This is a genomic window from Nonomuraea sp. NPDC005692, from assembly GCF_040631115.1.
Lineage (GTDB): Bacteria > Actinomycetota > Actinomycetes > Streptosporangiales > Streptosporangiaceae > Nonomuraea.
Map to the genome: position 1 here is coordinate 178,844 of NZ_JBEXYU010000018.1, position 23,442 is coordinate 202,285.

23 protein-coding genes are annotated in these 23,442 nt (G+C 72.1%); 7 read left to right on the forward strand and 16 right to left on the reverse strand.

Features of this window, described 5'->3' with window-relative positions; all coding sequences use genetic code 11:
• Positions 1–61 precede the first annotated feature (61 nt).
• The gene (locus ABZ459_RS31565) at positions 62–310 is read left to right on the forward strand and encodes a heavy metal-associated domain-containing protein (protein WP_352360044.1); all 249 of its coding nucleotides are present in this window, start codon (positions 62–64) and stop codon (positions 308–310) included.
• A gap of 61 nt (positions 311–371) precedes the next feature.
• On the opposite strand, the gene ABZ459_RS31570 is transcribed toward ABZ459_RS31565, so the two are convergent.
• The 6 genes from ABZ459_RS31570 to ABZ459_RS31595 all read right to left on the reverse strand — a co-directional run bounded on the left by ABZ459_RS31570 (position 372) and on the right by ABZ459_RS31595 (position 6,586).
• Entirely contained in the window at positions 372–1,229 is an 858-nt protein-coding gene (locus ABZ459_RS31570; protein WP_357978073.1) for a fumarylacetoacetate hydrolase family protein, read from the reverse strand.
• Between the two features lie 31 nt (positions 1,230–1,260).
• On the reverse strand, positions 1,261–2,319 hold the full coding sequence (locus tag ABZ459_RS31575) for a Gfo/Idh/MocA family oxidoreductase (RefSeq protein ID WP_357978076.1): 1,059 nt from the start codon (positions 2,317–2,319) through the stop codon (positions 1,261–1,263).
• A gap of 59 nt (positions 2,320–2,378) precedes the next feature.
• Entirely contained in the window at positions 2,379–3,209 is an 831-nt protein-coding gene (locus tag ABZ459_RS31580) for a carbohydrate ABC transporter permease (protein ID WP_357978078.1), read from the reverse strand.
• A gap of 4 nt (positions 3,210–3,213) precedes the next feature.
• Complete coding sequence (locus ABZ459_RS31585; RefSeq protein ID WP_357978081.1) at positions 3,214–4,146, reverse strand: sugar ABC transporter permease; 933 nt, start codon at positions 4,144–4,146, stop codon at positions 3,214–3,216.
• 86 nt (positions 4,147–4,232) lie between these two features.
• Positions 4,233–5,156, reverse strand: a complete 924-nt coding sequence (locus tag ABZ459_RS31590) for a 3-keto-5-aminohexanoate cleavage protein (RefSeq protein WP_357978084.1) — start codon at positions 5,154–5,156, stop codon at positions 4,233–4,235.
• Between the two features lie 56 nt (positions 5,157–5,212).
• On the reverse strand, positions 5,213–6,586 hold the full coding sequence (locus ABZ459_RS31595) for an extracellular solute-binding protein (RefSeq protein WP_357978087.1): 1,374 nt from the start codon (positions 6,584–6,586) through the stop codon (positions 5,213–5,215).
• A 394-nt stretch (positions 6,587–6,980) separates the two neighbouring features.
• Between ABZ459_RS31595 and ABZ459_RS31600 the strand changes: the two genes are divergently transcribed.
• The 4 genes from ABZ459_RS31600 (at position 6,981) to ABZ459_RS31615 (ending at position 10,954) form a co-directional block, all read left to right on the forward strand.
• Entirely contained in the window at positions 6,981–8,021 is a 1,041-nt protein-coding gene (locus tag ABZ459_RS31600) for an alcohol dehydrogenase catalytic domain-containing protein (protein ID WP_357978090.1), read from the forward strand.
• Positions 8,018–8,875, forward strand: a complete 858-nt coding sequence (locus ABZ459_RS31605; protein ID WP_357978093.1) for a sugar phosphate isomerase/epimerase family protein — start codon at positions 8,018–8,020, stop codon at positions 8,873–8,875. Before ABZ459_RS31600 ends, ABZ459_RS31605 begins: the two co-directional genes overlap by 4 nt.
• Entirely contained in the window at positions 8,872–9,636 is a 765-nt protein-coding gene (locus tag ABZ459_RS31610; protein WP_357978096.1) for an IclR family transcriptional regulator, read from the forward strand. The genes ABZ459_RS31605 and ABZ459_RS31610 overlap by 4 nt, the downstream gene beginning before the upstream one ends.
• A 91-nt stretch (positions 9,637–9,727) precedes the next feature.
• Complete coding sequence (locus tag ABZ459_RS31615; protein WP_357978099.1) at positions 9,728–10,954, forward strand: acyltransferase; 1,227 nt, start codon at positions 9,728–9,730, stop codon at positions 10,952–10,954.
• On the opposite strand, the gene ABZ459_RS31620 is transcribed toward ABZ459_RS31615, so the two are convergent.
• From ABZ459_RS31620 to ABZ459_RS31650, 7 genes are all read right to left on the reverse strand, one after another.
• Positions 10,942–11,763 (reverse strand): class I SAM-dependent methyltransferase, encoded by an 822-nt coding sequence (locus ABZ459_RS31620; RefSeq protein WP_357978102.1) that lies wholly within the window; start codon positions 11,761–11,763, stop codon positions 10,942–10,944. The two genes, ABZ459_RS31615 and ABZ459_RS31620, sit on opposite strands and share 13 nt — an antisense overlap.
• 4 nt (positions 11,764–11,767) lie before the next feature.
• Positions 11,768–12,403 carry a TetR family transcriptional regulator gene (locus ABZ459_RS31625; RefSeq protein ID WP_357978104.1) on the reverse strand — a complete coding sequence of 212 codons (636 nt, stop codon included), beginning with the start codon at positions 12,401–12,403 and terminating at the stop codon, positions 11,768–11,770.
• Between the two features lie 93 nt (positions 12,404–12,496).
• A complete protein-coding gene (locus ABZ459_RS31630; RefSeq protein ID WP_357978107.1) occupies positions 12,497–13,669 on the reverse strand; it encodes a hypothetical protein in 1,173 nt (390 codons plus the stop codon).
• Entirely contained in the window at positions 13,666–14,175 is a 510-nt protein-coding gene (locus tag ABZ459_RS31635; protein WP_357978109.1) for a SigE family RNA polymerase sigma factor, read from the reverse strand. Before ABZ459_RS31635 ends, ABZ459_RS31630 begins: the two co-directional genes overlap by 4 nt.
• Positions 14,176–14,272: 97 nt before the next feature.
• Positions 14,273–15,469 carry a hypothetical protein gene (locus tag ABZ459_RS31640; protein ID WP_357978112.1) on the reverse strand — a complete coding sequence of 399 codons (1,197 nt, stop codon included), beginning with the start codon at positions 15,467–15,469 and terminating at the stop codon, positions 14,273–14,275.
• Entirely contained in the window at positions 15,466–15,990 is a 525-nt protein-coding gene (locus ABZ459_RS31645) for a sigma-70 family RNA polymerase sigma factor (RefSeq protein ID WP_357978115.1), read from the reverse strand. The genes ABZ459_RS31640 and ABZ459_RS31645 overlap by 4 nt, the downstream gene beginning before the upstream one ends.
• Before the next feature lie 53 nt (positions 15,991–16,043).
• Positions 16,044–16,874, reverse strand: coding sequence for a patatin-like phospholipase family protein (locus ABZ459_RS31650; protein ID WP_357978118.1), 831 nt, complete (start codon positions 16,872–16,874; stop codon positions 16,044–16,046).
• A 220-nt stretch (positions 16,875–17,094) separates the two neighbouring features.
• On the opposite strand from ABZ459_RS31650, the gene ABZ459_RS31655 reads away from it, so the two are divergent.
• Positions 17,095–17,253, forward strand: a complete 159-nt coding sequence (locus ABZ459_RS31655) for a hypothetical protein (RefSeq protein WP_357978121.1) — start codon at positions 17,095–17,097, stop codon at positions 17,251–17,253.
• Positions 17,254–17,465: 212 nt separating this feature from the next.
• On the opposite strand, the gene ABZ459_RS31660 is transcribed toward ABZ459_RS31655, so the two are convergent.
• Entirely contained in the window at positions 17,466–18,455 is a 990-nt protein-coding gene (locus ABZ459_RS31660) for a LuxR C-terminal-related transcriptional regulator (protein ID WP_357978124.1), read from the reverse strand.
• Between the two features lie 119 nt (positions 18,456–18,574).
• On the opposite strand from ABZ459_RS31660, the gene ABZ459_RS31665 reads away from it, so the two are divergent.
• Positions 18,575–19,714: a hypothetical protein gene (locus ABZ459_RS31665; RefSeq protein WP_357978127.1), complete on the forward strand. Its 1,140-nt coding sequence runs from the start codon at positions 18,575–18,577 to the stop codon at positions 19,712–19,714.
• A 60-nt stretch (positions 19,715–19,774) separates the two neighbouring features.
• Here the strand turns inward: ABZ459_RS31665 and ABZ459_RS31670 are convergent, their stop codons facing one another.
• Positions 19,775–20,716 carry a pyridoxal-phosphate dependent enzyme gene (locus ABZ459_RS31670; RefSeq protein WP_357978130.1) on the reverse strand — a complete coding sequence of 314 codons (942 nt, stop codon included), beginning with the start codon at positions 20,714–20,716 and terminating at the stop codon, positions 19,775–19,777.
• The coding region (locus ABZ459_RS31675; protein ID WP_357978133.1) for an MFS transporter at positions 20,713–23,442 on the reverse strand (2,730 nt) is incomplete at its 5' end. The genes ABZ459_RS31670 and ABZ459_RS31675, both read right to left, overlap by 4 nt.

A 23,442-nucleotide genomic window follows, 5' to 3' on the forward strand; every position in this document is an offset into this window, starting at 1 on the left:
GGGTACGGCGTGGTGAAACGGACCCCATACCCAACCCCTGTACGGCACTTCGGAGGACTTTATGATCACCCTTGTTCACAGCCTCGTCACCTATGGCATCCCCGACCTGAACACCGGGAGCTGCGCCACGTGTGTGGAGGCGGTGAAGCGGGAGCTGGCCCTGATCCCGGGGGTGGTGGGCGTGGACGTGAACCTGGCAGCCGGCCGGGTGAGCGTGCTCACCGAGGGGCCGGTCGAGGAGAGTTTCATCGTGGCGGCGATCGAGGACGCGGGTTGCGAGACCGACCGGTTGCCCGGCTGGCGTTCCTGAGTCGCCGCCCCGCCCCGCCCCGCCCCGCCCCGCACGGTGCGGGGCGGGCCGCGCCGGTCGGTCAGGGGGCGGCCACGACCGACTGCCTCTGGCGGCCCAGGCCGTCGATGCCGAGCTCCATCCGGTCGCCCGGCCGCAGGTAGACCGGCGGGTCGAAGCCCATGCCGACGCCCGCGGGGGTGCCGGTGTTGATCAGGTCGCCGGGTTCGAGCGCCATGAACCGGCTCAGGTAGCGCACGACGAAGACGGGGTCGAACAACATCTGGGCCGTCGAGCCGGTCTGGCGGCGCTGCCCGTTGACGTCGAGCCACATGCCCAGGTCGGTCACCTCGCCCAGCTCGTCCGGCGTGACCAGCCAGGGACCGCACGGGTTGAACGTCGGGGCCGACTTGCCCTTGACCCACTGCCCGCCGTGGCGCAGCTGGAAGTCGCGCTCGCTGACGTCGTTGACCAGCACGTATCCGGCGATCGCGGCGCGTGCCTCGTCGTCGCTCTGCAGGTAGTGGGCCCGGGTGCCGATCACGACGCCGAGCTCCACCTCCCAGTCGGTGGCCGAGGAGCCGCGCGGGATGTGCACGTCGTCGTCGGGTCCGACCAGCGTGTTCGGGGCCTTGGTGAACACGATCGGCTCGGCCGGCGGTTCCTGGCCCGACTCGGCGGCGTGGTCGGCGTAGTTGAGGCCGACGCACAGGATCTGGTGCGGACGGGCGATCGGCGCGCCGACGCGTTCACCGGCGAAGCGGCGGGCCGCGCCGGCGGCCACCCGGTCGGCGACGGTCGCGGCGAGCGTGTCCAGGCCGGCGGCGAAGAAGGATCCGTCGAAGTCGGCGACCACGTCGGACACGTCGATGTAGGTCTCGTCGTCGATCGCGACGACCGGACGTTCGGCGCCGGCGGCGCCGATGCGCATGAGTCTCATGGGGAGGTCCAGATTCTGCTGTCGGGGCGGATCAGAGCTGCGCGCCGGCCGGGACGGTGACGGTCTTCCCGGACTGGATGGATTCGTAGGCGGCCTCGACGACGCGCATGGCGTACACGGTGTCGCCGGAGTCGATCAGCGGCGGGCGTCCCTCCACCAGGGCGCGCACGTAGTCGGTGACCTCGGTGATCACCGACTCGTAGTGCCAGCCGCCGGGGTGCCAGGCGTCGGGGCCGAAGGGCACGCCGGTGACCGCCTCGCCCTGGTAGTCGTGCTGGCCGCGGAAGATCTTGACCACCGGGTCGGACATCTGGTCCACCAGGATGCCCCCTTCGGTGCCGTAGAGCTCCAGGCGCTCGCTGTGGGGGACCTCCGACACGGAGGTGAAGCCGCACGAGAAGTGGGCGCCGCTGCGCATGCGGCCGTACACCTCGGCGGTGTCCTCGATCTCGTTGTCGAGCGGGAACACCTTCCTGGAGACGCCGGTCAGCTCCTCGAACTCGCCGAGCAGCCACTTGAGCAGGTAGAACGAGTGGGCGCCGGTGTCCATGACCAGGCCGCCGCCCAGCTTGTACTGGGTCCGCCAGTAGCCGGGCATCGACAGGTGGGCCTTCTCGTTGGAGCGCAGGTACGTCCTGGCGTGGATGACCTCGCCGATGGCGCCCTCGCTCAGGAGCCGGTGCACGGCCTGGTAGGCCGCGATGTACCGGCTGTTCTCCGCGACCATGAAGTGCACGCCGGCCTCGGCCGCCCGGCGCTGGATGGCCACCGACTGCTCGTACGTCGGCGCGACGGGCTTCTCCAGGATCAGGTGCTTGCCGGCGTCCAGCACCGCCATCGCGGCGTCGTGGTGCAGGTGGTGGGGGAGGATCAGGTCCACCACGTCGACCCGCGGGTCGTCGATCAGGTCCTGGAGGTCGGTGTAGGTCTTGGCGCCGGTCTCGGCGGTGAAGGCCGACGCCGCCCTGGGGTCGACGTCGCAGCCGGCCACCAGGTCGACCACGTCGGACATGCGCTGGTAGGCCGCCGCGTGCGTCTTCGAGATCAGCCCGAGACCCGCGATGCCGACACCCGGCTTCGACACTGACATGTGATTCTCCTGTACAGGATGTAACGAATGAATGGTTGGTGGCGGCCGGCGCCGCGGGCTCAGCCCTTGAGGGAGCCGGCGAGCACGTCGGCGCCGTACCGGCGCTGGAGGAGGTAGTAGACGATCATCACCGGCAGCGCGACCATGATCGCGGCGGCGCAGGTGATCTGGTAGTTGCTGCCGTACTGCAGGCCGACGAAGAAGTTGAGCGCGGCGGGCACCATGCGCAGCTCCGGCTGGGAGATCATCACGACCGCGAGCAGCAGGTTGTTCCAGGTCCAGATGAACAGGATGGTGGCCAGGGCGAAGATCGGCGAGCTGGCCGTGGGCACGACCACCCGCCACAGCGTCTGCCACCGGTTCGACCCGTCCGTCCGCGCCGCCTCCAGCAGCTCGCGGGGGAAGGACTTGAAGAACGACGTCATCCAGTACGTGCCGAAGGCCATCGAGCCGCCGATGCACGGCAGCATCATCGACCAGTAGGTGTCGATGAGGTCGAAGGCCCTGAACTGGTAGTAGAGCGGGATGACGGTCGCCTCGTACGGCACGATCAGCCCGAGGACGAACAGCGGGAACAGCAGCGACGAGCCGCGGAACCGCATCGTCCCGAACGCGTAGCCGGTCAGGATCGAGAAGAAGACCGACACGCTCACCACCACCCCGGACAGCAGGACGCTGTTGAGCAGCGAGCGCCCGATGCCGGCGTCCGGGTTGTCCCAGGCGCTGACGAAGCTGTCCAGAGACCACCGGCTCGGCCAGGCCAGCCCGCTCACGGACGCGTCCGGCGGGTTGAAGGCGACGAGCGTCGTGGAGATGAAGGGGTAGATCGCGAAGGCCGCGAACAGGAGCAGGACCACGTAGGACATGGTGTTGCTGCGGCGGGAGACCATCGTGTTATTCCGATCTGACGAGCCGGTTGACCAGGCCGACGCCGATGAAGATGACCAGGGTGAGGAGCACGGCGATGGCCGCTCCCGGACCGATCTGCCCGTTGACGAAGACGTCGCGGTACATCATCAGCGACGGCGTGGTGGTGGCGTAGCCGGGGCCGCCCTGCGTCGCCATCAGGGGCAGGTCGAAGATGCGCAGCGACAGGGTGAGGGTCATCACCAGCGACACGCGCAGCTCGTGGCGGATCCCGGGCAGGGTCACGGTGAAGAACTCGCGCACCGGCCCCGCGCCGTCGATGCGCGCGGCCTCGTACAGCTCCTTCGGGATGTGCTGCGTGCCGGACAGCAGCATGACCACGACGAAGCCGAACGTCGCCCACAACGCGACGACGCCCAGGGCGGGCAGCGCCAGGCCGGCGTCGCCGAGGAACGGCCGCACCAGGTCGGGGCCGAAGACGGCCTCGATGATCGCGTTGAGCGAGCCGTCCAGCGAGTAGAGCCAGCGCCAGGCGATCGCGACCACCGCCAGGGCGATCGTGTACGGCAGGAAGAACACGAACCGGAAGAAGCTCAGCCCCCGGATCCTGGTCCGCGCGATGATGCCGACGAGCAGCAGGGCGAGCGTCACCGGCAGCACGCAGCCGAAGACGACGAAGACGAGCGAGACCCGCAACGAGGTCCAGGTGTTCGGATCGGTCAGCACCTGGAGGTAGTTGTCGAACCCGACCCACGTCTGCGGGGAGAGCCCGTCCCATTCGAGGAACGACAGGCGGACCGTGTCGGCGATGGGCACGAGGACGAACAGCGCGTAGAAGATGAATCCGGGCAGGATGAGCAGGTACGGCATCCCGCGGACCTCGCCCCGCCGGACTCCCCGGCGAGGTCGCCTGCCGGCGGGCGTCGCCGGGCCGGCGTCTGTGGTGACCGTGACGGCCATGGTGCGATCCACTTCCCTACGTGGCGCGCCCGGTGCGGCGCGGTCTCCCGCGCCGCACCGGGGCGCCGGCGTGTCCTGACGGATTCCTAGGCGCTCTGGCCCGCGGCCGCGGCCGCCGGCTGGGCGCCGCCCTGCCGCGCGGGCAGGCCGATGATCTCGCGGGCCTCGTCGGGGGTCGCCACCTCGCGGCCCATGAGGTGCGCGATCTTGACGATCTCGTCGACGAGCTCGGCGTTGGAGCGCGACGGCGATCCGTCCGGCAGGTACGGGTTGTCCTCCCAGCCGACCCGTACGTGGCCGCCCAGGCTCATGGCCATGGCCAGCAGGCGCCACTGCATCTTCGGGTTCATCACGCTGACGTTCCAGTTGACCCGCGGCGGCAGGTGCCTGACCAGGTACAGCAGCGAGTCCTCGGTGGGGGGCGTCCACGCGCCGCCGGGCCAGCCCAGGAACAGGGTCGTCCAGACCGGGTCGTCGAGCAGGCCCTGGTCGCGGATGAACTCCAGGTTCCAGAACGCGCCGGTGTAGAAGGACTCGACCTCGGGCTTGACGCCGTGCTCCTTGGCCGCCTTGCAGAACGCCTCCAGCTCGGGGCGGGTGTGGATGGCGTACTGCTCGTTGGCGGGGTAGGCCGGGTCGGGCCGGAAGTACTCGTCGTGCACGTTGAAGGCGTAGGACATCATGTCCGGGCGCAGCTTCATGAGCGCGACCTTCTCCTCCAGCCGGGCGCTGGCGATGCCGAACTGGATGATCGAGTCGCGCTCGGCGCGGATGCGGTCGGTCAGGTCGGCCCAGCCGTCGTAGTCGGTGCGGGAGAGCTGGCGGCCGTCCTCCTGGATCGAGTCCTCCAGGTAGTGCACGCCGTGGTGGTGGACGAGCGACGCGCCGGAGTCGATCGCCCGTACGTACTCACCGGCGACGGCGGGCACGTCGTCGATCCTCGGCATGCCCTTGAAGCCGGGATACGACATGGAACAGTCGACGGTTACGGTGATGACTACCTTGTCCACGAATGGCCTTTCTCACAGGGGGGACGGGACGGGCGCCTCGTGCGCCGCCCGCCAGGTCAGGAACGGGTCTTCATGTAGTCGGCCCAGTTCTTCTGGACCGACTCGTTGTACTGCTTGGGCGTGACCTCGCCCGACAGCAGGCGCTGGGCCTCGGCGCCCTGGAAGGTCAGCATCGTCGGGGTGGGCCAGTCCTCCCAGGTGAACAGGCCGTTCTCGGAGGACAGCCGCTCATAGGCGTCGACCATCTGCTTGAGCAGCGGGTCGTCGATCTTGGCGTTGACGCCCGCCTTGGTCGCCGAGGGACGGCCGGCCGCGATCTGGGCCGCGACGGCCTCCTCGCCGGCGGTCACGTAGTCGATGAACGCCGCCGCGCAGTCGGGGTACTTGGTCTTGGCCGAGATGCTGAAGGGCAGGCTGTAGCCGCCGACGGCCGCGTGCTTGCCGCTGTCGCCGGCGGGGAAGAGCATGAAGCCGGCGTCGTCGCCCAGGGCCTTGCCGACGTCGCCGAGGGCCCAGGAGCCGGTGACGAAGAAGGCGGACTGTCCCTTGCCGAAGCGGTTGGTGGCGTCGGTGAAGCTGGTCGCCAGCGCGTCGGAGTTGAAGTAGCCCTTCTCCATCCAGGTGCGGAAGTCGGTCGAGCCCTTCAGGTGGCCGTCGTCGTCGTAGGTGCTGCCGGGCTTGTTGTAGACCCAGTTGTTGATCGTGTCCGGGGCGACGTACCAGCCGTTGAACAGCGACAGGTTGTGCAGTGCCGGCCACTTCTCCGAGTCGCCGAGCAGGACGGGGGTGACACCGGCCGCCTTGGCCTTGTCCAGCGCCTGGAGGAAGGCCGCCTTGTCGTCGAGGGTGGCCGGGTCGATGCCCAGCTTGCCCAGGACGGCCTTGTTGTAGAAGACGCCGACGTACTGGATGGCGGGCGGGACGGCGACGAGGTTGCCCTCGCCCAGCGCCTTGCCGTCGGCGGTGAACTTGTTGACCGTCAGCGCCGATTCGGGGAACTTCTCGGCCCACCCGAACGCCTTGGCGTACGGGTCCAGGTTCAGCAGCAGGCCCGCCTTCCACAGGGCGCCGTTGATGGCCCAGCCGGAGTTGCCCTGCATGACGTCGGGCGGGTTGTTGCCGGACATCACCAGCTTGATGGTGCTGGCGGAGGAGGCCCAGTCCTTGATCTGCAGGTCGACCGTGACGTTCTTGTTGGCCGCCTGGAAGGACTTCACCTGCTCCTTGAAGCCGTTGGCGATGGCCTCGCCGGCCTCCGACATGCCGACGGTGAGCTTGACGGTGCCGTACTTGGCGCACGACGTGCCCACGTCCGTCGGCGCGGCGGCCGGCTTCGTGGTGATCGAGGAGCCGGCGCAGCCCGTGGCGCCGATGGCGGCGGCGGTGGCGACAGCGGTCAGAGCTCGTGCGGAGCGATGGTGTCGGAGCATCCTGTCCTCCTTGAAATGAGCCATGAAGCCTCCGGTCGGGGGTTCTCGGAGGGATTTCGATGGCGGTGACTCCTCGCGTCCTGAAGTCTCAATCCACAAGGTCGGCGACGAAGAGCACCTGCGGGCGGCCGTTGGGGGGCTCGACCTCTCGCTGTGATCAGTAGCGAGGTGTTGCGTCAGACGAACTGTGTTGCACCAAGGGACGTTAGTGGTGCCCGACGCTATGGCGGACATTCAAGGCATGTCAACCCCCGTGACCCGCATGTTTCCTGGCAATTCACTGCTCAATGGGTTCGAACAATGTGTTGCGTGAGACGTCAAGGGGTTGCATGTCTCGCAACACTTGTGGATGCTGTTGTGCACACCGAACCTGCCCCCCGGAAGAAGGCGACCAGTGGGAGCAACGTCAGCCACGGCCACCATGCAGGCCGCCGTGGCCACCTCGATCCCGAGCGAACGGCTCGAGGTCACGCGCGTGCCGCGTCCGGTGCCCGAGACCGACGACGAGGTCGTCCTGCGTGTGCACGCCTGCGGCATCTGCGGCACCGACCTGCACGTCCTGGCCGGGCACTCCTACCGGCCCGAGACGCCCTTCGTGCTCGGCCACGAGCCGGTCGGGGTCGTCGTGGAGGCCGGCGCCGGAGCCCGGGAGTGGCTCGGCCGCCGGGCCACCATCACCCTGTTCACCGGCGAGGGCTCGTGCGCGGCGTGCCGGGCCGGCGACGAGCGGCTGTGCCCGGAGCTGGTGTCGATCACCGGCGTGCTCGGCGCCTGGGGCGGCTACGCCGACCACCTGCGCGTACGGGCGGCCCAGCTCGTCGAGCTGCCGTCGCGGTTGTCGTGGGCGGACGCCGCCTCGCTGGTCGACGGCGGGGCGACCGCCGCCAACAGCGTCCGGGTGGCGCTGGAGCGCGACCCGGGCCGCGTGCTCGTCCTCGGCGCGGGGCCCATCGGTCACCTGTGCGCCGAGCTGCTGCGCGTGCGCGGCGTGCCGGTCCAGGTGGTCGAGCCCGGCTCGCTGCGCCGCCGGGCGCTCCAGGCCGTCGGCCACGACGTCGTCGCCTCGGTCGAGGAGGCCGGCGGGCCCGTCGACGCCGTCATCGACTGCACGGGCGTGCCCGCCGTCATGGCGCCGGGCCTGGACGCACTGAACCCGCACGGCACGTACCTGCTGGCCGGGTACGCTCGCGTCCCGGACGTGGACTTCGCCGTCGTCGCGCGCAAGGAGGCCCACATCCGGGGCATCCGGTCGGGCCGCCGCGAGGACCTGGAGTCGATCGTCGCGCTGGCCGCGGCCGGGAAGATCCGGCTCTCACCGACCGCCCGGTGGCCGCTGTCCGGGGTGAACGACGCGCTCGACGCGCTTCGCGCCCGGCAGGTCCCCGGCAAGGCGGTCATCGTCCCTGACAGTGTCTGGAAGGAAGAAGTGGCATGAAGATCGCTCTTGACCCGGCGATGCTCCAGGGCAGACCGGTCGAGCTCGCCGCCCGCGCGGCGGCCGAGGCCGGCTACCGCCATCTGGAGATGGGCAACCGCGACGACTTCATCCCGGCGTTCGGCCCCATGCACGCCTCGGCGGCCGACCTGCGTGGCTTCCGCGACGCGGCGGACGCCTCCGGCGTCGAGATCGTCTCGGTCGCCGTGATCCAGGCGTGGTCCAGCCCCGACGAGGACGTCCGCCAGCAGGCCGTCGCGTGGTGGCGGGACGGCATCGCGGCCGCCGTGGAGCTCGGCTGCCGGCGGATCAACACCGAGCTGTCCGGCCACCCGGACCAGCCCGACGCCTGCCGCAAGGCGTTCCTGCGCTCGATCGAGGACCTGCTTCCCGTGCTCGACCGCGAGGACGTCGAGCTCGTCGTCGAGCCGCACCCGTGGGACTTCATCGAGACCACCGCCGGCGCCGTGGACCTGATCAAGGAGATCGGCAGCCCGCGGCTGCGTTACCTGCACTGCGTGCCGCACGCCTACCATCTCCAGGGCAGCACCACCGAGCAGGTGGAGTACGCCCGCGGCTGGTTCGACCACGTCCACGTCGCCGACACCTTCCGGCCCGGCCGTACCATCGTCAACCCGCCGGGCGTCGCGTGCCGGATCCACCAGCACTTCGACCTCGGCCGCGGCGAGATCGACTGGGCCGAGGTGCGCGGGGCGCTGGAGTCGGTCGAGTTCGACGGCATCCTCACCGTGCAGGTCTTCGGCTGGGAGGACCAGGCCGAGAGATCCTTCAGGGCCAACCGCGAAGCGGTTGATCACCTCTTCGGCCTGAACGGCGGACAATCCTTGTCATGACGACGAACCAGAGCCCCGGTACGAACGACCCCTCCGACGGCCGTACCGCCTCTCCCATACAGCGCGCGCTGCGGGCGCTGGAGCTCCTCTCCGCAGATCCGCTCACCGCCGCCGAGCTCGCCCGCGAGCTCGACGTCAACCGCAGCACCGCCCTGCGGCTGCTCGCCGAGCTGGTCGCCACGGGGTACGTGGCCCGCAACGAGGCGACCAAGCGCTACACGATCGTCCCGGCCAAGTTCTACGGGCTCATCCAGGCGCCGGAGACCGACTGGAGCCAGATCATCGACCCGGTGCTGGCCTCGATCCGCGACGAGTGCGGCGACGCGACGATCCTGGCGGTGCCGGCCAAGGACACGATGGTCTACCTCGCGTTCTTCCCCACCCGGCACGTGGTGGCCGTCTCCGAACAGTTAGGGACGATCCGGCCGATGCACTGCTCGGCGCTGGGGAAGGCCTACCTGTCGGCCCTCGATCCCGAGGCCCTCGACACCCACCTGGCCCGCCTGTCCTACGCGGGCGGCACGGAGAACGCCGCCAGGGGACCCATCGAGTTGCGGCGCCGGGTGGAGGAGTCGCGCGAGGCCCGCTACGCGGTCGACAGGGACGAGACCTTCGACGGCGTCCGGTGCGTCGCGGTGCCGGTGCGGATCCGCGGATCCCTGATCGGCGCGGCCGGCATCTCCGGCCCGTCCAGCCGCCTGTCCGACGCGCGGATCCCGCAGCTCGGGCAGTACCTGGCCGCGTCCATGTCGGGGTTGTGACCCCCGACGGGCGCGGCCAGGCGCGCGACACGGCCGCCGCGGTCTGGACGATCTTAAGGCTGTAAAAGGCATTTCTCACTACGATGTCCGGATGCTTCGTGCTCCCCTCGCAGTCGAAGGCACGACCTCGCCGCATGCCGGGCGGCTCGCCTGGCTCGACGCGCTGCGCGGGCTCGCCGCGATGGTGGTGGTCCTCGAGCACGCGCTCGAACCGCTGTGGCCGGAGGTACGGCCGCCGATCAAGGCCGTCTTCGATCCCGGCTGGTACGGCGTGCTGGTGTTCTTCCTGGTCAGCGGCTACATCGTGCCCGCGTCGCTGGAACGCCGGGGCAGCGTGCGGGCCTTCTGGATCTCGCGGTTCTTCCGGTTGTGGCCGCTGTTCACCGTGTGCGTGGCCGGCATGCTGCTGCTCGCGGCGCTCGGCTGGGACGACCTGCACATCTGGTGGGACACCCGGCCCTTGGCCATGGCCCTGGCGCACGCCGGCATGCTGCAGAACCTGCTGTACGCGCCGAACGTGGCCAACGTGCTGTGGACGCTGTCCTACGAGATGGCCTTCTACCTCCTGCTGACCGCGATGTTCACCCTCGGCGTGCACCGGCGCAGCACGGCCGCCGCGCTCGGGTTCGCGGCGGCCGCCGTGCTCGGCGGCGGGCTGCTGCCGGTGACGCTGCTGTCGGCGGGCGGCGCTGCCCGGATGCTCACGGTCGTGGTCGTGGTGACCGCCGTCCTGGCCGCCGGGCTTGCCGCGATGTTGCGCGGCGGCCGGCGCGTCCGGCAGGCGGGGGCCGTGGCCGTCGCGGGCACGATCCTGCTGCTGCTGGCGGTCAACCAGAGCTACCCCGGGCCGTGGCAGGGGCTGTTCATCCTGGCGACCATGTTCGCCGGCACCGTGCTCTACCGCGTCGAGGCCGGCCTGCTCGGTCACCGGCACCTCGTCTGGGTGGCGCTGATCCCGTTGGCGGGGTTGTGGCCGGCGCGTGCCGAGCTCGGGACGCAGGTGGCGACCGTGGCGGCCTGGCTCACCTTCGCCGCCGCGATGGCGCTGCGCCGCCGCGCGATGCCGTCGTGGCTGACCTGGCTGGGGCTGGTGTCGTACTCGATCTACCTGCTGCACCCGTTGCTGCTGGAGAGCGTCGAGTTCTTCCTGCCGGAGCCGTCGGACGTGCCGCCGGCGGCGCGCCTGGCGGTCCTGGTCGCGGTGTGCGCGGCGCTGCTCGGTCTGTGCGCGCTGACGTGGCGGTGGGTGGAGGCGCCGGCGCAGCGGCTGGGCAGACGCCTGATCCGGCGGGCCGAGCCCGCCCCTCAGAAGCGGTAGTGCTGGACGGCGGTGCCCTTGCGGGACAGTGAGGTGCTCCAGGAGGTCAGGCGGCTCGCCAGCCGGGTCGTCCACGGGTAGCCGGCGACCTCGGGCTCGCGGGTCAGGAAGATCTCGCGGACCAGTTTCAGCCGGGGCTCCAGGCGCACGATGTCCTGCGGCGTGTCGAATCCGGGCGACTTCAGGAAGGGGGCGACGGACCGGGTGCCGGCGTACTTCCTGGCCGCCCACACGTGGAACCGCGTGTAGCCGTTGAAGCAGATCTCGCCCGCGGGGAAGTGCCGGACGAGGCGGTCGAGGAGGGTGGCCAGCTCCTCCTTCGACAGGAACCCGATCAGGCCGTCGGCGACGATCACGGCCGGACGGTCGCCGGGCACCTCGTCCAGCCAGCGGGGGTCGTTGAGGTCGCGGCCGATCACGTGGGCGTGGGGGCGCTCCGGGAGCAGCAGGCGCCTGGCCTCGGCCACGCCGGGCAGGTCGACGTCGTACCAGTCGACGGTCGGCGGCGGGTCGACGCGGTGGACGCGGGTGTCGAGCCCGGCGCCGAGGTCGAGCCCGACCGCGTCGGGATTCGCGGCGAGGAACCGGCGCACGATGTCGTCCATGACCAGGGAGCGGTGGGCGATGCCCACGACGGGGCTGGCGGAGAGCTTGAACTGCGCGGCGTCGTGGCCGAGCTTCCTGACCAGGTCGTAGGCCGTACGGTCGCGCAGGATCGGGTGCTCGGCCTGGTAGTCGAGCGCCTTGCCGGCCAGGGTGAGCCAGAGCGTGTTCTCCAGCGGGGTGAGGTCGGGGAGGGGGATGGCCATGGTGTCAGTCCTCTTCTCGTGGTGAGTCGTCCAGGGCGGCCCTGGCCGCCTTGAGGGCGGCGTCGTCGGTGAACAGCCCGTGGGTGTAGAGCTCCAGCGTGGGCAGCGCGAGGCGGCGCAGCACGTCGGGGCCGAACCGCTCGTGGCCCAGCGCGCGCGCCAGGGACGGCGGCATGGTCAGCGTGGCCACGCTGTTGAGCACGGTCAGCACCGCCAGCGCCCGCACGTCGCGGGACGGCCGCATCGAGCCGTCGGCGATCCCGGCCCGCAGGACCTGCTCGGACTCCGCCACCAGCGTGTCGACGAACGTGGCCGCGGCGGGTGTGTCCTCCTCGATCGCGCGCAGCATGTACCGCACCTGGAGGCGGTACTCCTCCGGGTTGGACAGGTATTCGCGGAAGAGGTCCTGCATGCCGCTCGGGCGGGCGCGGCCGGCCCGCCGGACCAGGATGCCCAGGACGTGTTCGTCGCAGGCGCTCCGGAGCTTCTCCTTGCTGCCGAAGTGGTGGATGACCAGGGCGGGGCTCACTCCGGCGGTGGCCGCGACGGCGCGCAGGTTGGTCCTGTCGAAGCCGTCACGGGCGAAGTGCGCGATGGCCGCGTTGCGGATCTTGGCCTGAGCGGTCAGGTCTGAACACATGTTCAGTAGACTAAACACTTGTTCAGCAACCGGCAAGCGGCAGGGACGAGCCCCGTGCCGGAGGGGGCACGGGGCTCGGGGTGTGCGCCGGACCTAGTTACGGCGGGTGAGCACCCACTGCCAGGTCTCGTCGCCGCCGCGGTCGCGGCTGCCGGTGAGCTGGATCATCCGCTCACCGTCGGCACTGGCCAGCGCCAGGCCGTTGTCGAACTCGCTCTCGCACGCGCCCGCGCAGCCCAGCACCACCACGTTGTCGTTGTCGGCCCAGGCCAGGTGCTGCAGCACCAGCTGCCTGCCCGGCACCGACGGCGGCAGGTCGCGGTCCAGCACCAGCCGGCCGTCGGGCGAGACCTTCGACCAGCCCGAGTAGTCGATGTACCGGTCGCCGGCCGGGCCGTCCCGGCGGGCGCCGTCGAGGCCGAGCCACAACCTGTCGGGCATGGTGTCGGTGGGCTCCCAGAGCATGGACCCGTCCAGGCTCCAGCCGAGGTCCTGGCGCGCGTTCATGTTCCCGGGGTTGCCGTCGCGGTCCAGCGGCGGCAGCGCGTGGTAGGCCGCCTGGCCGGTGGCGACGTCGATGACGTAGTAGCCGATCCGGGGCCGGACGAACTCCTCGACGGTGTAGGAGTCCTTGCCCACCTGCTTCCGGCTCTGCTCCGGATACTGCGAGTACGCCGTGGCCAGCACCTTGGTGCCGTCCGGCGACCAGACCAGCGAGCCGACGTCGTGCTCCAGGTCGATCCAGGCCAGGGCCTGCCGGGTGTTCATGTCGACGATCCCCACCCGCCTGCCGATCCGCTCGCCCTGGAGCACCGCCGCGAGCTGGAGCCCCGGCGCCACGTCCAGCCAGGCCCACGCGGTCTTCTCGTAGCCGTCGGAGCGGGGGTCGTACAGGTACCAGGTGCGCCGCACGCGCTCGCCGCCGTCGGACGCCTTCTCCAGCCAGGTGGTGAAGTAGGCGGAGACGGCCACGTCCCCCGCCGCCACGAACTTCTTCGGCGGCGCGTTCCCGACGTCCGCGCGCACGTCCGTGGACGTCACCGAGGGACGAACGGGCACGGTGACCCCGTTCGCCGGGCGCACGGTCGTGCTCCGGCCGTGCAGCCCGACGGCCAGCACCGCCACGACGACGGCCACCCCGGCGGCCAGCACCATCGCCATGACCGGCGGCCGGGCACGCCGCCGTAGCGCCCGGTCGGCCAGGTCGTGCGGCACCCGCACCTCGTCGGCCCACTCCTCCATGGTGTCGCGAAGCAGCCGGTTCATGTGGTGACCTCCAGTTCCGCAGCCAGTTCCGGGGCGATCTGCCGCAGCCGGGCGAGCGACCGGAACGTGGTGCTCCGCACCGTGCCGACCGAGCAGGCCAGCATGGCGGCGATCCGGTCCTCCGGCAGGTCCTCGAAGTAGCGCAGCACCAGCACGGCACGCTGCCTCGGGGTGAGCCGGGCCAGGGCGGCGCGCAGCACCATGCGCAGGTCGCTCTGGTGCGTGCCGTCGGCGCCCGGCCGGTCGGGCGGCTCCGCCTGGACCACCTCGCCGCGCCGCCCGATCGTCCGCCACCAGTTCACCTGCTGCCGGTACATGATCTGCCGGACGTACGCCTCGGGGGCGTCCACCTGCCGCCACCGGGCCGCCAGCTTGGCCAGTGCGGCCTGCACGAGATCCTCGGCCGCGTGCTGGTCGCCGCCGCTGAGCATGAACCCGAGCCGCATCAGGGCAGGCGAGCGCGCAGAGACGAACTCGCGGAAGCCTTGCTCGTCCGCAGGGTCCACGACCACCTCCAAACGTGTGAATGACATCCCTGAGACGCGCGCGGGGCACTCCCGCTATGCCTGTCCGGCCGGACGTTTCTCGAGCGGCGGCCCTCGCTCAGCGGCCGGCCGCCTTCAGGTCGATCACCACCTGGGTGCCCTGTGCCGTCCGGAACCAGACCACGCCCTCCTGGGTGTTCAGCGTGGGCGGGGCCTTGTCGCCCCTGCGCGTCGGCACGGGGAACAGCCGGCCGGTGCGCTTCGTGGCGACGTCGTGCAGGGCCAGAACCTGGCCGCCGCTGGCGTCCTTCTGGTTGAGCAGGACGAAGCGGCCGGAGATGAGCGTGCCCACGGCGGTCCCGGGCAGGTCGCGGCGGTCCGTCCCGTCGCGTCGCCAGGCCGTCGTCCCGTTGAGGCACCACACCTGGCCGCAGTCGGTCCACGACGAGCGCTTCTTGGCCGCGACGGCGTTACTGGACCGGCCGGTGAGCACGTTCTTCAGGTGCTCCAGAGGCCGGGCGACGGGATGGTCGACCGTCCGGTCCTGCGCCGGCCAGCCGGCCCAGGGCCACTCGACCAGGTAGAAGCCCCTCGTCCCGCTGATCAGGGACACGTTCCCGCCCTTGAGCGGGGCCCGGTAGACGCCGCCGTCGGGAGGCGACCACACGGCCATGCCGTCGGCGATGGCCAGCTTCTTGAGCCCGCTGTAGGCGTTGTCGCTGGAGAGCACGGCCCTCAGCGCCGCGATCCGCTGCGGCACGCCCCCGGTGACGGGCACCGCCCAGATCTCCGACCGGTCGTCCCGGACCGCCGACCACGCCAGGTAGCCGTCGCCGAAGACCAGCGGCTCGTTCATGACCTGGACGTCCTGCAACTGCGCGACCTGGGTGAACACGCGCTTGTCGAGGTCGTACGCCCAGATGCCGTCGAGCCGGTTCCCGGAGAGCCCGCGGCCGGCCACCACCCGGTCGGCGACGAACACGTCGGGCTTGAAGACCCGGCCGCCGGGGCCCGTCGCCGGGATCTCGTGCACCGCGCCCGGCCACACCTGAGCGACCGGCGGCGACAGGCGGCCGGCGGCCGCCGCCTTCGGGGCCGCGGCGGACGGCGGCGCGGAGCCGATCGTCCGGGTCCCCAGGACGGTGACGCCCACCACGGCGGCGGTCGCGGTCGCCACCGCCACCGGCGCCCACCACCATCGGGCCGCCGCCGGCCCCCGGCGCGGCGACGGCGCGACCCTCGGCCGCCCGTCGTCCTGAACCGTCTCGGCCCTGGCCGCCATCGCGTCCCTGAGCCGGTCCTCGATCGTGGTCATGCTCGGCCTCCCAGCTCGCGCTCAAGCCGCTCCAGAGCTCTGGAGGCGGTGGACCGTACCGTGCTCTGCCGCAGGCGCGTCGCCTCGGCGATGTCGGCGTCGGACAGGTCGAGGTAGTAACGCAGGACGAGAACCTCGCGCTGCCGCCCGGGCAACCGGCTGAGCGCCGCCAGCATCTCCTGCCGCGACTCGCCCAGGAGTGCGATCGTCTCGGCCGAGTCCACCGGGTCGTCGCGCCGCCGCAGGATCGCCCTGGCGGCGACACTCCGCCTGCGCAGCAGCGAGCGCGAGGCGTTCAGCACGCAGACCCGCACGTACGACAGGGTGAGGGTCTCGGGGCTCTTGCCGTGCAACCTGGAGAAGACGTCCTGGACGACGTCCTCCGCGCTCTCCCGATCGCCCACGAGCAGCAGGGCCAGGCGGACGAGGGCGAGCCGGTGCTCGCGGTACAGGCCGGCCACCACCGCGCCGGCGGCGTCGGCCGGCGGCGGGGACGCGCGGGCGACGATCTCAACACTCATGCATAAGGAACGCGCACCCGCCCCGATCCGCTGCGTGCCGGGCACGCCCCGGTTCAGGCCGGGGCGGAGCGGCCCGGCAGGTACGGCCCGACCAGGTCGGCGAGCCCGGCGGACTGGCGGCGCCCCTCCAGGTACACCCGCCCCCACCGGCTCCGGTCGCCGAGGTCCGGCCCGAACGCCTCCAGCGCCGCCTGGTCCGGCAGGATCCGCACGCCCCGCTCGACCTCCGGGCCCGGGAACAGGTGCCCGAGCGGCTCGACGAGGACGATCGTGCCCGCGCCCGCGGCGAGGTGCAGGTTGGACCCGCCGCCGAGAGCACCGTCCATGTACCGGCGGGCGTCGACGGTGATCGGGACGGCGTGGCCGGGGGCGGCGCTGCTGGCGGCGATGGCGACGTGCAGCGGGACGCCGCTGTCGCCGCTCCAGACCACCGGCTCGCCGCTGACCGCGTCCATGGCGGTGACCAGCAGCGGGCGGCCGGGCCAGGGGCCGGTGCCGACGAGCCGGCGCATGGCGGTCAGATGCTGCTCCTCCGGCAGCGCGTCCGCCTCCAGGGCGAGCGCGCCGGCCTGGCGCAGCGCCTCCCGCGGGTCGGCGCCGGGCGCGTTGAGTATCCGCAGGACGCGCGGCATCACGGTCGGGTCCCCGATCCGCCGGTCGGAGGACGCGGGCGGCAGGTCGGCGAGCTCGTCCAGGTCTCGTCCGGCGGCCAGGGCGGCGGCGGCGATCGCGCCCGCCGAGGTGCCGACGAGCAGATCGGCGTCCGACAGCTCCACGCCCGCCGCGCGCAGGCCCGCCGCCAGGCCCAGCAGCCAGGCGGTACCCACGGGACCGCCCGGCCCCAGGACGACGGCGACGTCGGCCGCGCTCGCTGTGAAGATCATGCCCCGATGCTACAAGGCGGCGTCCGGCGCGGTCGTGCCGATTGTCCGGACCGGTGCGGGGGGCTGCCGGACAATCGTCCGGTCACCGAGACTGGGACCCCGCCGACGGCGTGAGCTGCCTGTTCCCGCTCGGGCCGGAACAGGGTGACGGGCGGCGGCCCCGGGTTGTGCACTGGATCCCGCCCGGGGAGCACGTATCGGACCGACGAGAGGTGACGGCATGACCAAGACGACGCTCAGACTGGCCGCGATCGGCCTGCTGACCGCGACCGGACTCGCCCTGGCGGCCGGCCCGGCAGTCGCGAAGGAGGACTACTACCCCGGCCACGGTGGCATCGCCCCCATGAGCGAGAACATCTACCCCAGTTCAGGGGGGTGAGTGCTGGGCCGGCCTTCCGGGCTGGGCCTTGAGCGAGGCCAGGCTCGCGACGCCGCGGGGGCCGCGGGCCTGGTGGGCGGGGCCAGCGGCCCCGCCCAGCTCTGCGAGGCCGTGCGCTCGGCCGGGCGCGACAGCGCGACGTCGCCCGCCGGCGTCTCGATCTGCAGCCGACGCAGGCCGCGCGGGACGAAGCCGTACGGGCGGGACGGCGGTCAGGCGTCCAGGTCGCACCAGCCGCGGCGCGCCGCGAGCAGGCCGGCCTGGAAGCGGGTGCGGGCGCCGAGCCGGTCCATCAGCTCGCTGACCCTGCGGTGCACCGTGCGCAGGCTCACCCCGAGCTGCCGGGCGACCGCCTCGTCCTTGAGCCCGGCCGCGAGCAGCGTGAACAGCTCGGGGTCCGGCATGTCCGCCGGGCGGGAGCGCGCGTCGTAGAGCGGGAGCGGCAGCGCGGCCCGCCACAGGACCTCGAACAGGGCGACCAGCGCGTCGAGCAGCGACGAGGAGTGCACGATGACCGCGCTGCCGGAGTGGGCCGAGGCGTCGGCGTTCAGCGGCAGGATGGCGGTCCGCCGGTCGGCGATGGCCAGCTTCATGGGCACCTCGGGGCTCACCCTGGCCTGCTCCCCGGCCGCCGCCGACTCCTGGGCGAGGCGGAGCTTGCCGGGGATCTCCAGGGCGGAGGCGTCGTAGATGCCGCGCACGACGAGGCCGTGCGCGAGGCGTTCCATCTCGGGGGCGTTCTGCTGGGAGGGGTCCTGGGCGTACGGGGGGCGGTCGAGCACCAAAAGCTCCTCGGTCGCCGTCTGCTGCAACTGGGTGAACCGCTGCACCACGGCCGCCTGCCCCTGGACGACCTCGACCAGTTCCTCGGGGGCCAGGTTCTCCGTCCGCGGTGTCTCGGCCAGCAGCGCGAGCGCGGCCAGCCTGGCCTGGGCCAGCCCCTCCTCGCGGCGCGAGATGAGGGCGGCCACCGCCACGTCGGGCCTGGTCGGCACGTACCGGACCGGGCGGCCGGCCATGCGGCTGACCAGGCCGAGCGCCTCCAGCCGGGAGCACGCCCGGCGCAGGGCCACGGTGGTACGGCCGGTGTGCGCGGCCAGCTCGGGCAGCGTGGTGCGCGGCCGGCGCAGCAGCGCCCGGTAGATCTGCTCGTCCTCTGCGTCCACGCCGACGGCGGCGAGGGCGTTGTCGTCCGCGTTCATGATCGAACAGTGTGTCAGATACCTGCCATGGCGTGAACCAGCCGCCGGCAGACCTAGCCTGAGCATCGAATTCACCGATAGGAACGGACGCGTACCACTTTCCTGTCGGGGAGGCAGTGTTGAAGAAGGCGTTCACCATCGGACTCGCGACCGCGCTGACGGTCCTGTCGGCCGCCACGCCCGCCATGGCGCGGAGCGCCGGCGACGGTTTCGACGGCTCGGGCTGGAGCCGGCCGGTCTGTCAGACGGTCGCCGGTGACGGCTCTGTGACGTACGCGTGGAACGACGGCAAGAAGATCGCGTCCACCAGCGAGGTGCTCGGCCCGATCGTCTACACCACCGGCCTGGCCGCGCTCGACCGCCCGAACCAGTTGCTGGCCATGTCCAACAGGCAGTTGCTGGCCTCCAAGGACGCGGGCTGCACCTGGAACGTGGCCGGCGAGGTCAAGGGCTCCTCCATCGAGCTGGTCGCCGCCCCGGGTTGCCGGGCCTACGCCTGGGACCGCGACGGCAACCTTGCGCTCGCCACGCCCGAGGGCGTCACGCCCCTCACCGGGCCGGGCGGCGACCTGATCGGGATCGGCGTGGACCGGGGCGACGGCGACCGCCTGCGGACCTCCGACCTTCAGGGCCAGCTGCGCGAGTCGCGGGACGGCGGGCGCACCTGGCAGCCCGTCGGGGTGCCGGCCTGGTCACCCAGCAACACCCGCATGTCCTACACGGCGGTGTTCGACCCGCACGACCTGGACCACGTGGTGCTCGGCGCCTCCGACATCAGCGCCTCCGACACCGGCGCCCGCGTCACCTTCGACGGCGGCCGCACCTGGGCCGCGGCCGCGGGGCTGGCCGAGGACGGCGACCGGGTCAACGTGTTCAGCGCCGCGATCTCCCCGGCCGCCGGGAACGTCGTGTGGGCGATGGGGCTCAACCTGGCGGAGCTGGACGCCGGCGCGCCGTCCGGCGGCCGGCACATCTACCGCTCGGACGACGGAGGCCGGAACTTCACCCCCGCCGTGGACCAGGACGCGGCGGTGACGATCCCCAACGGGCCGCTGCTCGCCCCGCACCCGAAGGACGCGGACGTCCTCTACTTCGACTTCGGGACCGGATGGGCGGGTATCGGCACGGACATCTACAAGTACGAGTCCCGCAAGGACCGCGTCACGATCAACCACAACGCCTACGACCGGGTCACCTCCATCGCCTTCAACCCCGCGCACCCGAGCGTGATGTACCTGGGGGTCTCCGAGGAGTCGTAGCACCCGTCCCCGGGCTCGCGTCCCATGGTGGTCCCGCGACCATGGGACGCGAGGCCGGGGTCACTCCGCCTGCCGGGCCGCCGGCTGGAGGGCGGGCGCCACGTTGCCGCCGGAGATGATCGCCACCACCGGGCCGTCGGGCAGAAGCGCCTGGTGGGCCAGGTGGGCGGCGGTGGTCACGGCCCCGCTGGGCTCGGCGCGCTCGCCGAGCCGCTGCCACAGCAGCTCGGCGGCGGCGTCGATGTCGTCCTCGCGAACGGTCAGCATGTCGTCGACGTGCCGCCGGATGTGTTTCCAGGCCAGCTCGCCCAGGACGGGGCCGCGTAACCCGTCGGCCCGGGTGCGGTAGGTGAGCTCCACCGGCCAGGCCGTACGGCTGCCGCTGCGGAAGCTGGCCGCGCCGTCGGCGGCGAGCTCGGGCTCGACGCCGATCACGGTGATCGCGGGGTCGGCGGCCTTGGCCGCCACCGCGACGCCGGCCAGCAGACCGCCGTTGCAGACGGGCACCAGGATCGTGCCCGCCTCCGGAAGGTCGAGGGCGATCTCCGCCCCGGCGCTGCCGTGCCCGGCGATCACGTCGAAGTCGTCGGACCGCACGACGGTCGCCCCGAGATGGTCGGCCAGCGCCAGGCAGGTGACCTCGCGCAGGGCCGGCGGCACGATGACCACCTCGGCGCCGAGCCCGCGAGCGGCCTCCACCTTCAGCTCCGGCGCGGTGTCGGGCAGGACGACGGTGGCCCGCAGGCCGTGCCGGGCGGCGGCGTAGGCGATGGCCTGGGCGTGGTTGCCCGAGGACTGGGCCACGACGTGCGTGATGCCCCGCCCGGCCAGCCGGGCCACCGCGTTGGCGGCGCCGCGCACCTTGAACGAGGCGGTGGGCTGCCGGTTCTCGGGCTTGAGCCACAGGCGCTCGCCGGGCAGCCGCAGCAGCGGCGTGCGCCGGACGAACGGGGCGATGCGCGCCGCGGCGGCCCGCACGTCGGAGGCGGATACCAAGGTCATCCGTTCAGCACCTTCTCCTGGATCGCGTTCAGGTCGGCGGCGGCCTCCGAGGGCGGCGCCGCGTCGGGGATGAGGTCCTCGATATGGTGCAGCGGCCGGTGACGCAGCCCGAGCAGGCCCCAGACCACCAGCAGGACGCCGCTGGCCAGCAGCACCGACGCGGCGCCGCCGCCCGGCCGCGAGGACAGCGGCTCCGCCCATTCGGCCAGCGGCCCGGCCGACAGGAAGCCCAGCGGCTGCATGGCCGTGGCCAGCATGACGTTCACCGCCAGCACCCGGCCCTGCAGGTCCGGCCCCACCTTGGTCTGGATGACGGACAACCAGTGCGCGTTGCCGATGCTCATGCAGGCCAGCCGGACGAACAGGCCGACCGCGACCAGCCCCACGACGGGCCACGCGCCCATCAGGACGACACCGACCCCGGAGCCGATCACGAAGGCGATCATGCCGGTCGCCCGGCGGCGGCTGCCGCCCCACACCAGGATCACGCCCGTGCCCACCGCCACGCCGAGACCTCCGGCGGCCGTCACCACGCCCAGGTCGGCCGAGCTGCCGATGGACAACACGATCGGGGTGATGAGCACCCACATCAGCGCGGTGCAGAAGTTGACCACCGCGAAGAAGACCGCCATCACCAGCAGCGGCCGCCGCCGGCGGATGAAGCGCCACCCGCCGCTCAGCGCCGCCCGGAAGCTCTCCTCCCGCCGGTGGAACAGCCGGTTCGGGAACCTGACCGCGAGCAGCGTCCCCACGCCGATCGCGAAGGTGGCCACGTCGACGGAGATCACCGCCGACAGCCCGAACAGGCCGATCAGCGCCCCGCCCGCGAGCGGGGCCACCACGTTGCCCGCGCCGAACCCCAGGTTGGCCATGGCGTTGGCCTGCGGCAGGTACGGCTTGGGCACCAGCTGCGCGATCGCGGCCAGGTAGGCGGGCTGGTGGAACGCCGTGACCATCGAGGTGACGGCGACGACGAGACAGACGTTCCACAACTCCAGCCGGTCGGTCGCCATCAGCAGCACCAGCGCCCCCATCGCCAGCCCGGACAGGGCGTCGCAGGCGAGCATGATGCGCCGCCGGTCCACCCGGTCGGCCAGCGCGCCGCCCAGCGGGGTGAGCAGCACGGCCGGGATCTGCGCCAGCATCGTGACCAGCGCGAGGTCCAGGATCTCGCCGCTGCGCTGGTAGGCCCAGATGCCCAGCGCGAAGGCGCTGAGCGCGTTGCCCACCGCCGACGCGAACTGTCCGCCGGCGACGGTGTAGAAGGAGCGCAGGCCGGTCCGGTCAGGTGCGCGCACCGGATCCGGCAGCTCACCGTCCGACCAGCGCCGGAGCTGGTCGAACAGCAGGGCGGCGAGCGGCTCGGCCTGATGGCGCAGGAAGTAGTGCCCGGCTCTGGGCAGCACGGCGTGCGCCACCCTCGACGCGAAGGCCCCCCATTCGGCGTAGCGCTCCTCGTGCAGCTGGGTGGCCCGGTCCCGCTCGCCCACCAGGCACAGGATCGGCGCGCCCAGCCGCGGGCCGTCGGCGGCCAGCTCGCGGGTGAACCACTCCTGCGCCTGCGTGGAGTCGTGGCGCATGGCGCGCACCGCGGTCTCCTTGGCGGCCTCGTCCATGTCGTCGAGCAGGCCGCCCGACGCCCGCAGCGCGTCGCGGAACAGCCGGTCGGAGACCAGGCGGTCGCCGCGGAACAGCTTCCTGGCCAGGCCGGGCAGCCGGGCGGACGGGAAACTGCCCGCCGCGATCACGCCCAGCACCGGCACGCCGTCGGCCTCCAGCCTGCGGGCCAGCGCCACGGCCGGCGCGGAGCCGACGCAGTGGCCGTACACGGCCACCGGACGGCTGATCGAGGACTTCGCCACCTCGGCGGACAACGCCTCGACGAGGTCCTCCAGAGGCAGCGGCAGCTCCTCGGGCCGGGCGGGGTCGTGGCCGGGCAGCTCGACCGACAACACCTCCACCCGGTCTCCGAGTGCGGCCGCCAGCGGCTGGTACACCGCCGCGGAACCGCCGCCGTACGGCACGCAGAGCAGGGTGAACTCGCTGGCCGGGCCCCCGCCCAGCCGGTGCAGCAGCCCCGCGCCGCCCTCCTGGCCGAGGAAGGCGGCCAGCTGGGCGACGGTCGGCCGGGTGAACAGGTCGATCACGCGCAGGCCGCGGCCGATCTCCTTGACCGCGCGGACGGCGGCGAAGGAGTCACCGCCCAGCGCGAAGAAGTCGTCGTGGGCGCCGATCTCGGCCACGTCGAGCACCTTCGCCCACGCCTCGGCCACCAGTCGCTCGGCCGCAGTGCCGGGCGGCACGAAGGCGGTGGCCTCGGGCTTGGGTTCGGGGAGGGCGGCGCGGTCGATCTTGCCGTTGGGGTTGAGGGGGAGGTGGTCGAGGGTGACGAGGTGGGTGGGGACCATGTAGTCGGGCAGGCGTTCGCGCAGCGCCGACCGGACCGCCGGTATGTCCAGTGCTGCTGGTGTGACCCAGGCGGCCAGTTGTCTGGCCTTGCCTTCGCCGATGGGGAGGACGACGGCTTCGGCGATCTGGGGGAGGGCGCGCAGGGCGGTGACGACTTCGCCGAGTTCGACGCGGTAGCCGCGGACCTTGACCTGGTCGTCGACTCGGCCGCGGAATTCGATGTGTCCGTCGGTGGTGAGGCGGAGCAGGTCGCCGCTGCGGTAGCAGCGGTCGTGGCCGGTGAGCGGGTCGGGGACGAACCGTTCGGCGGTCAGTTC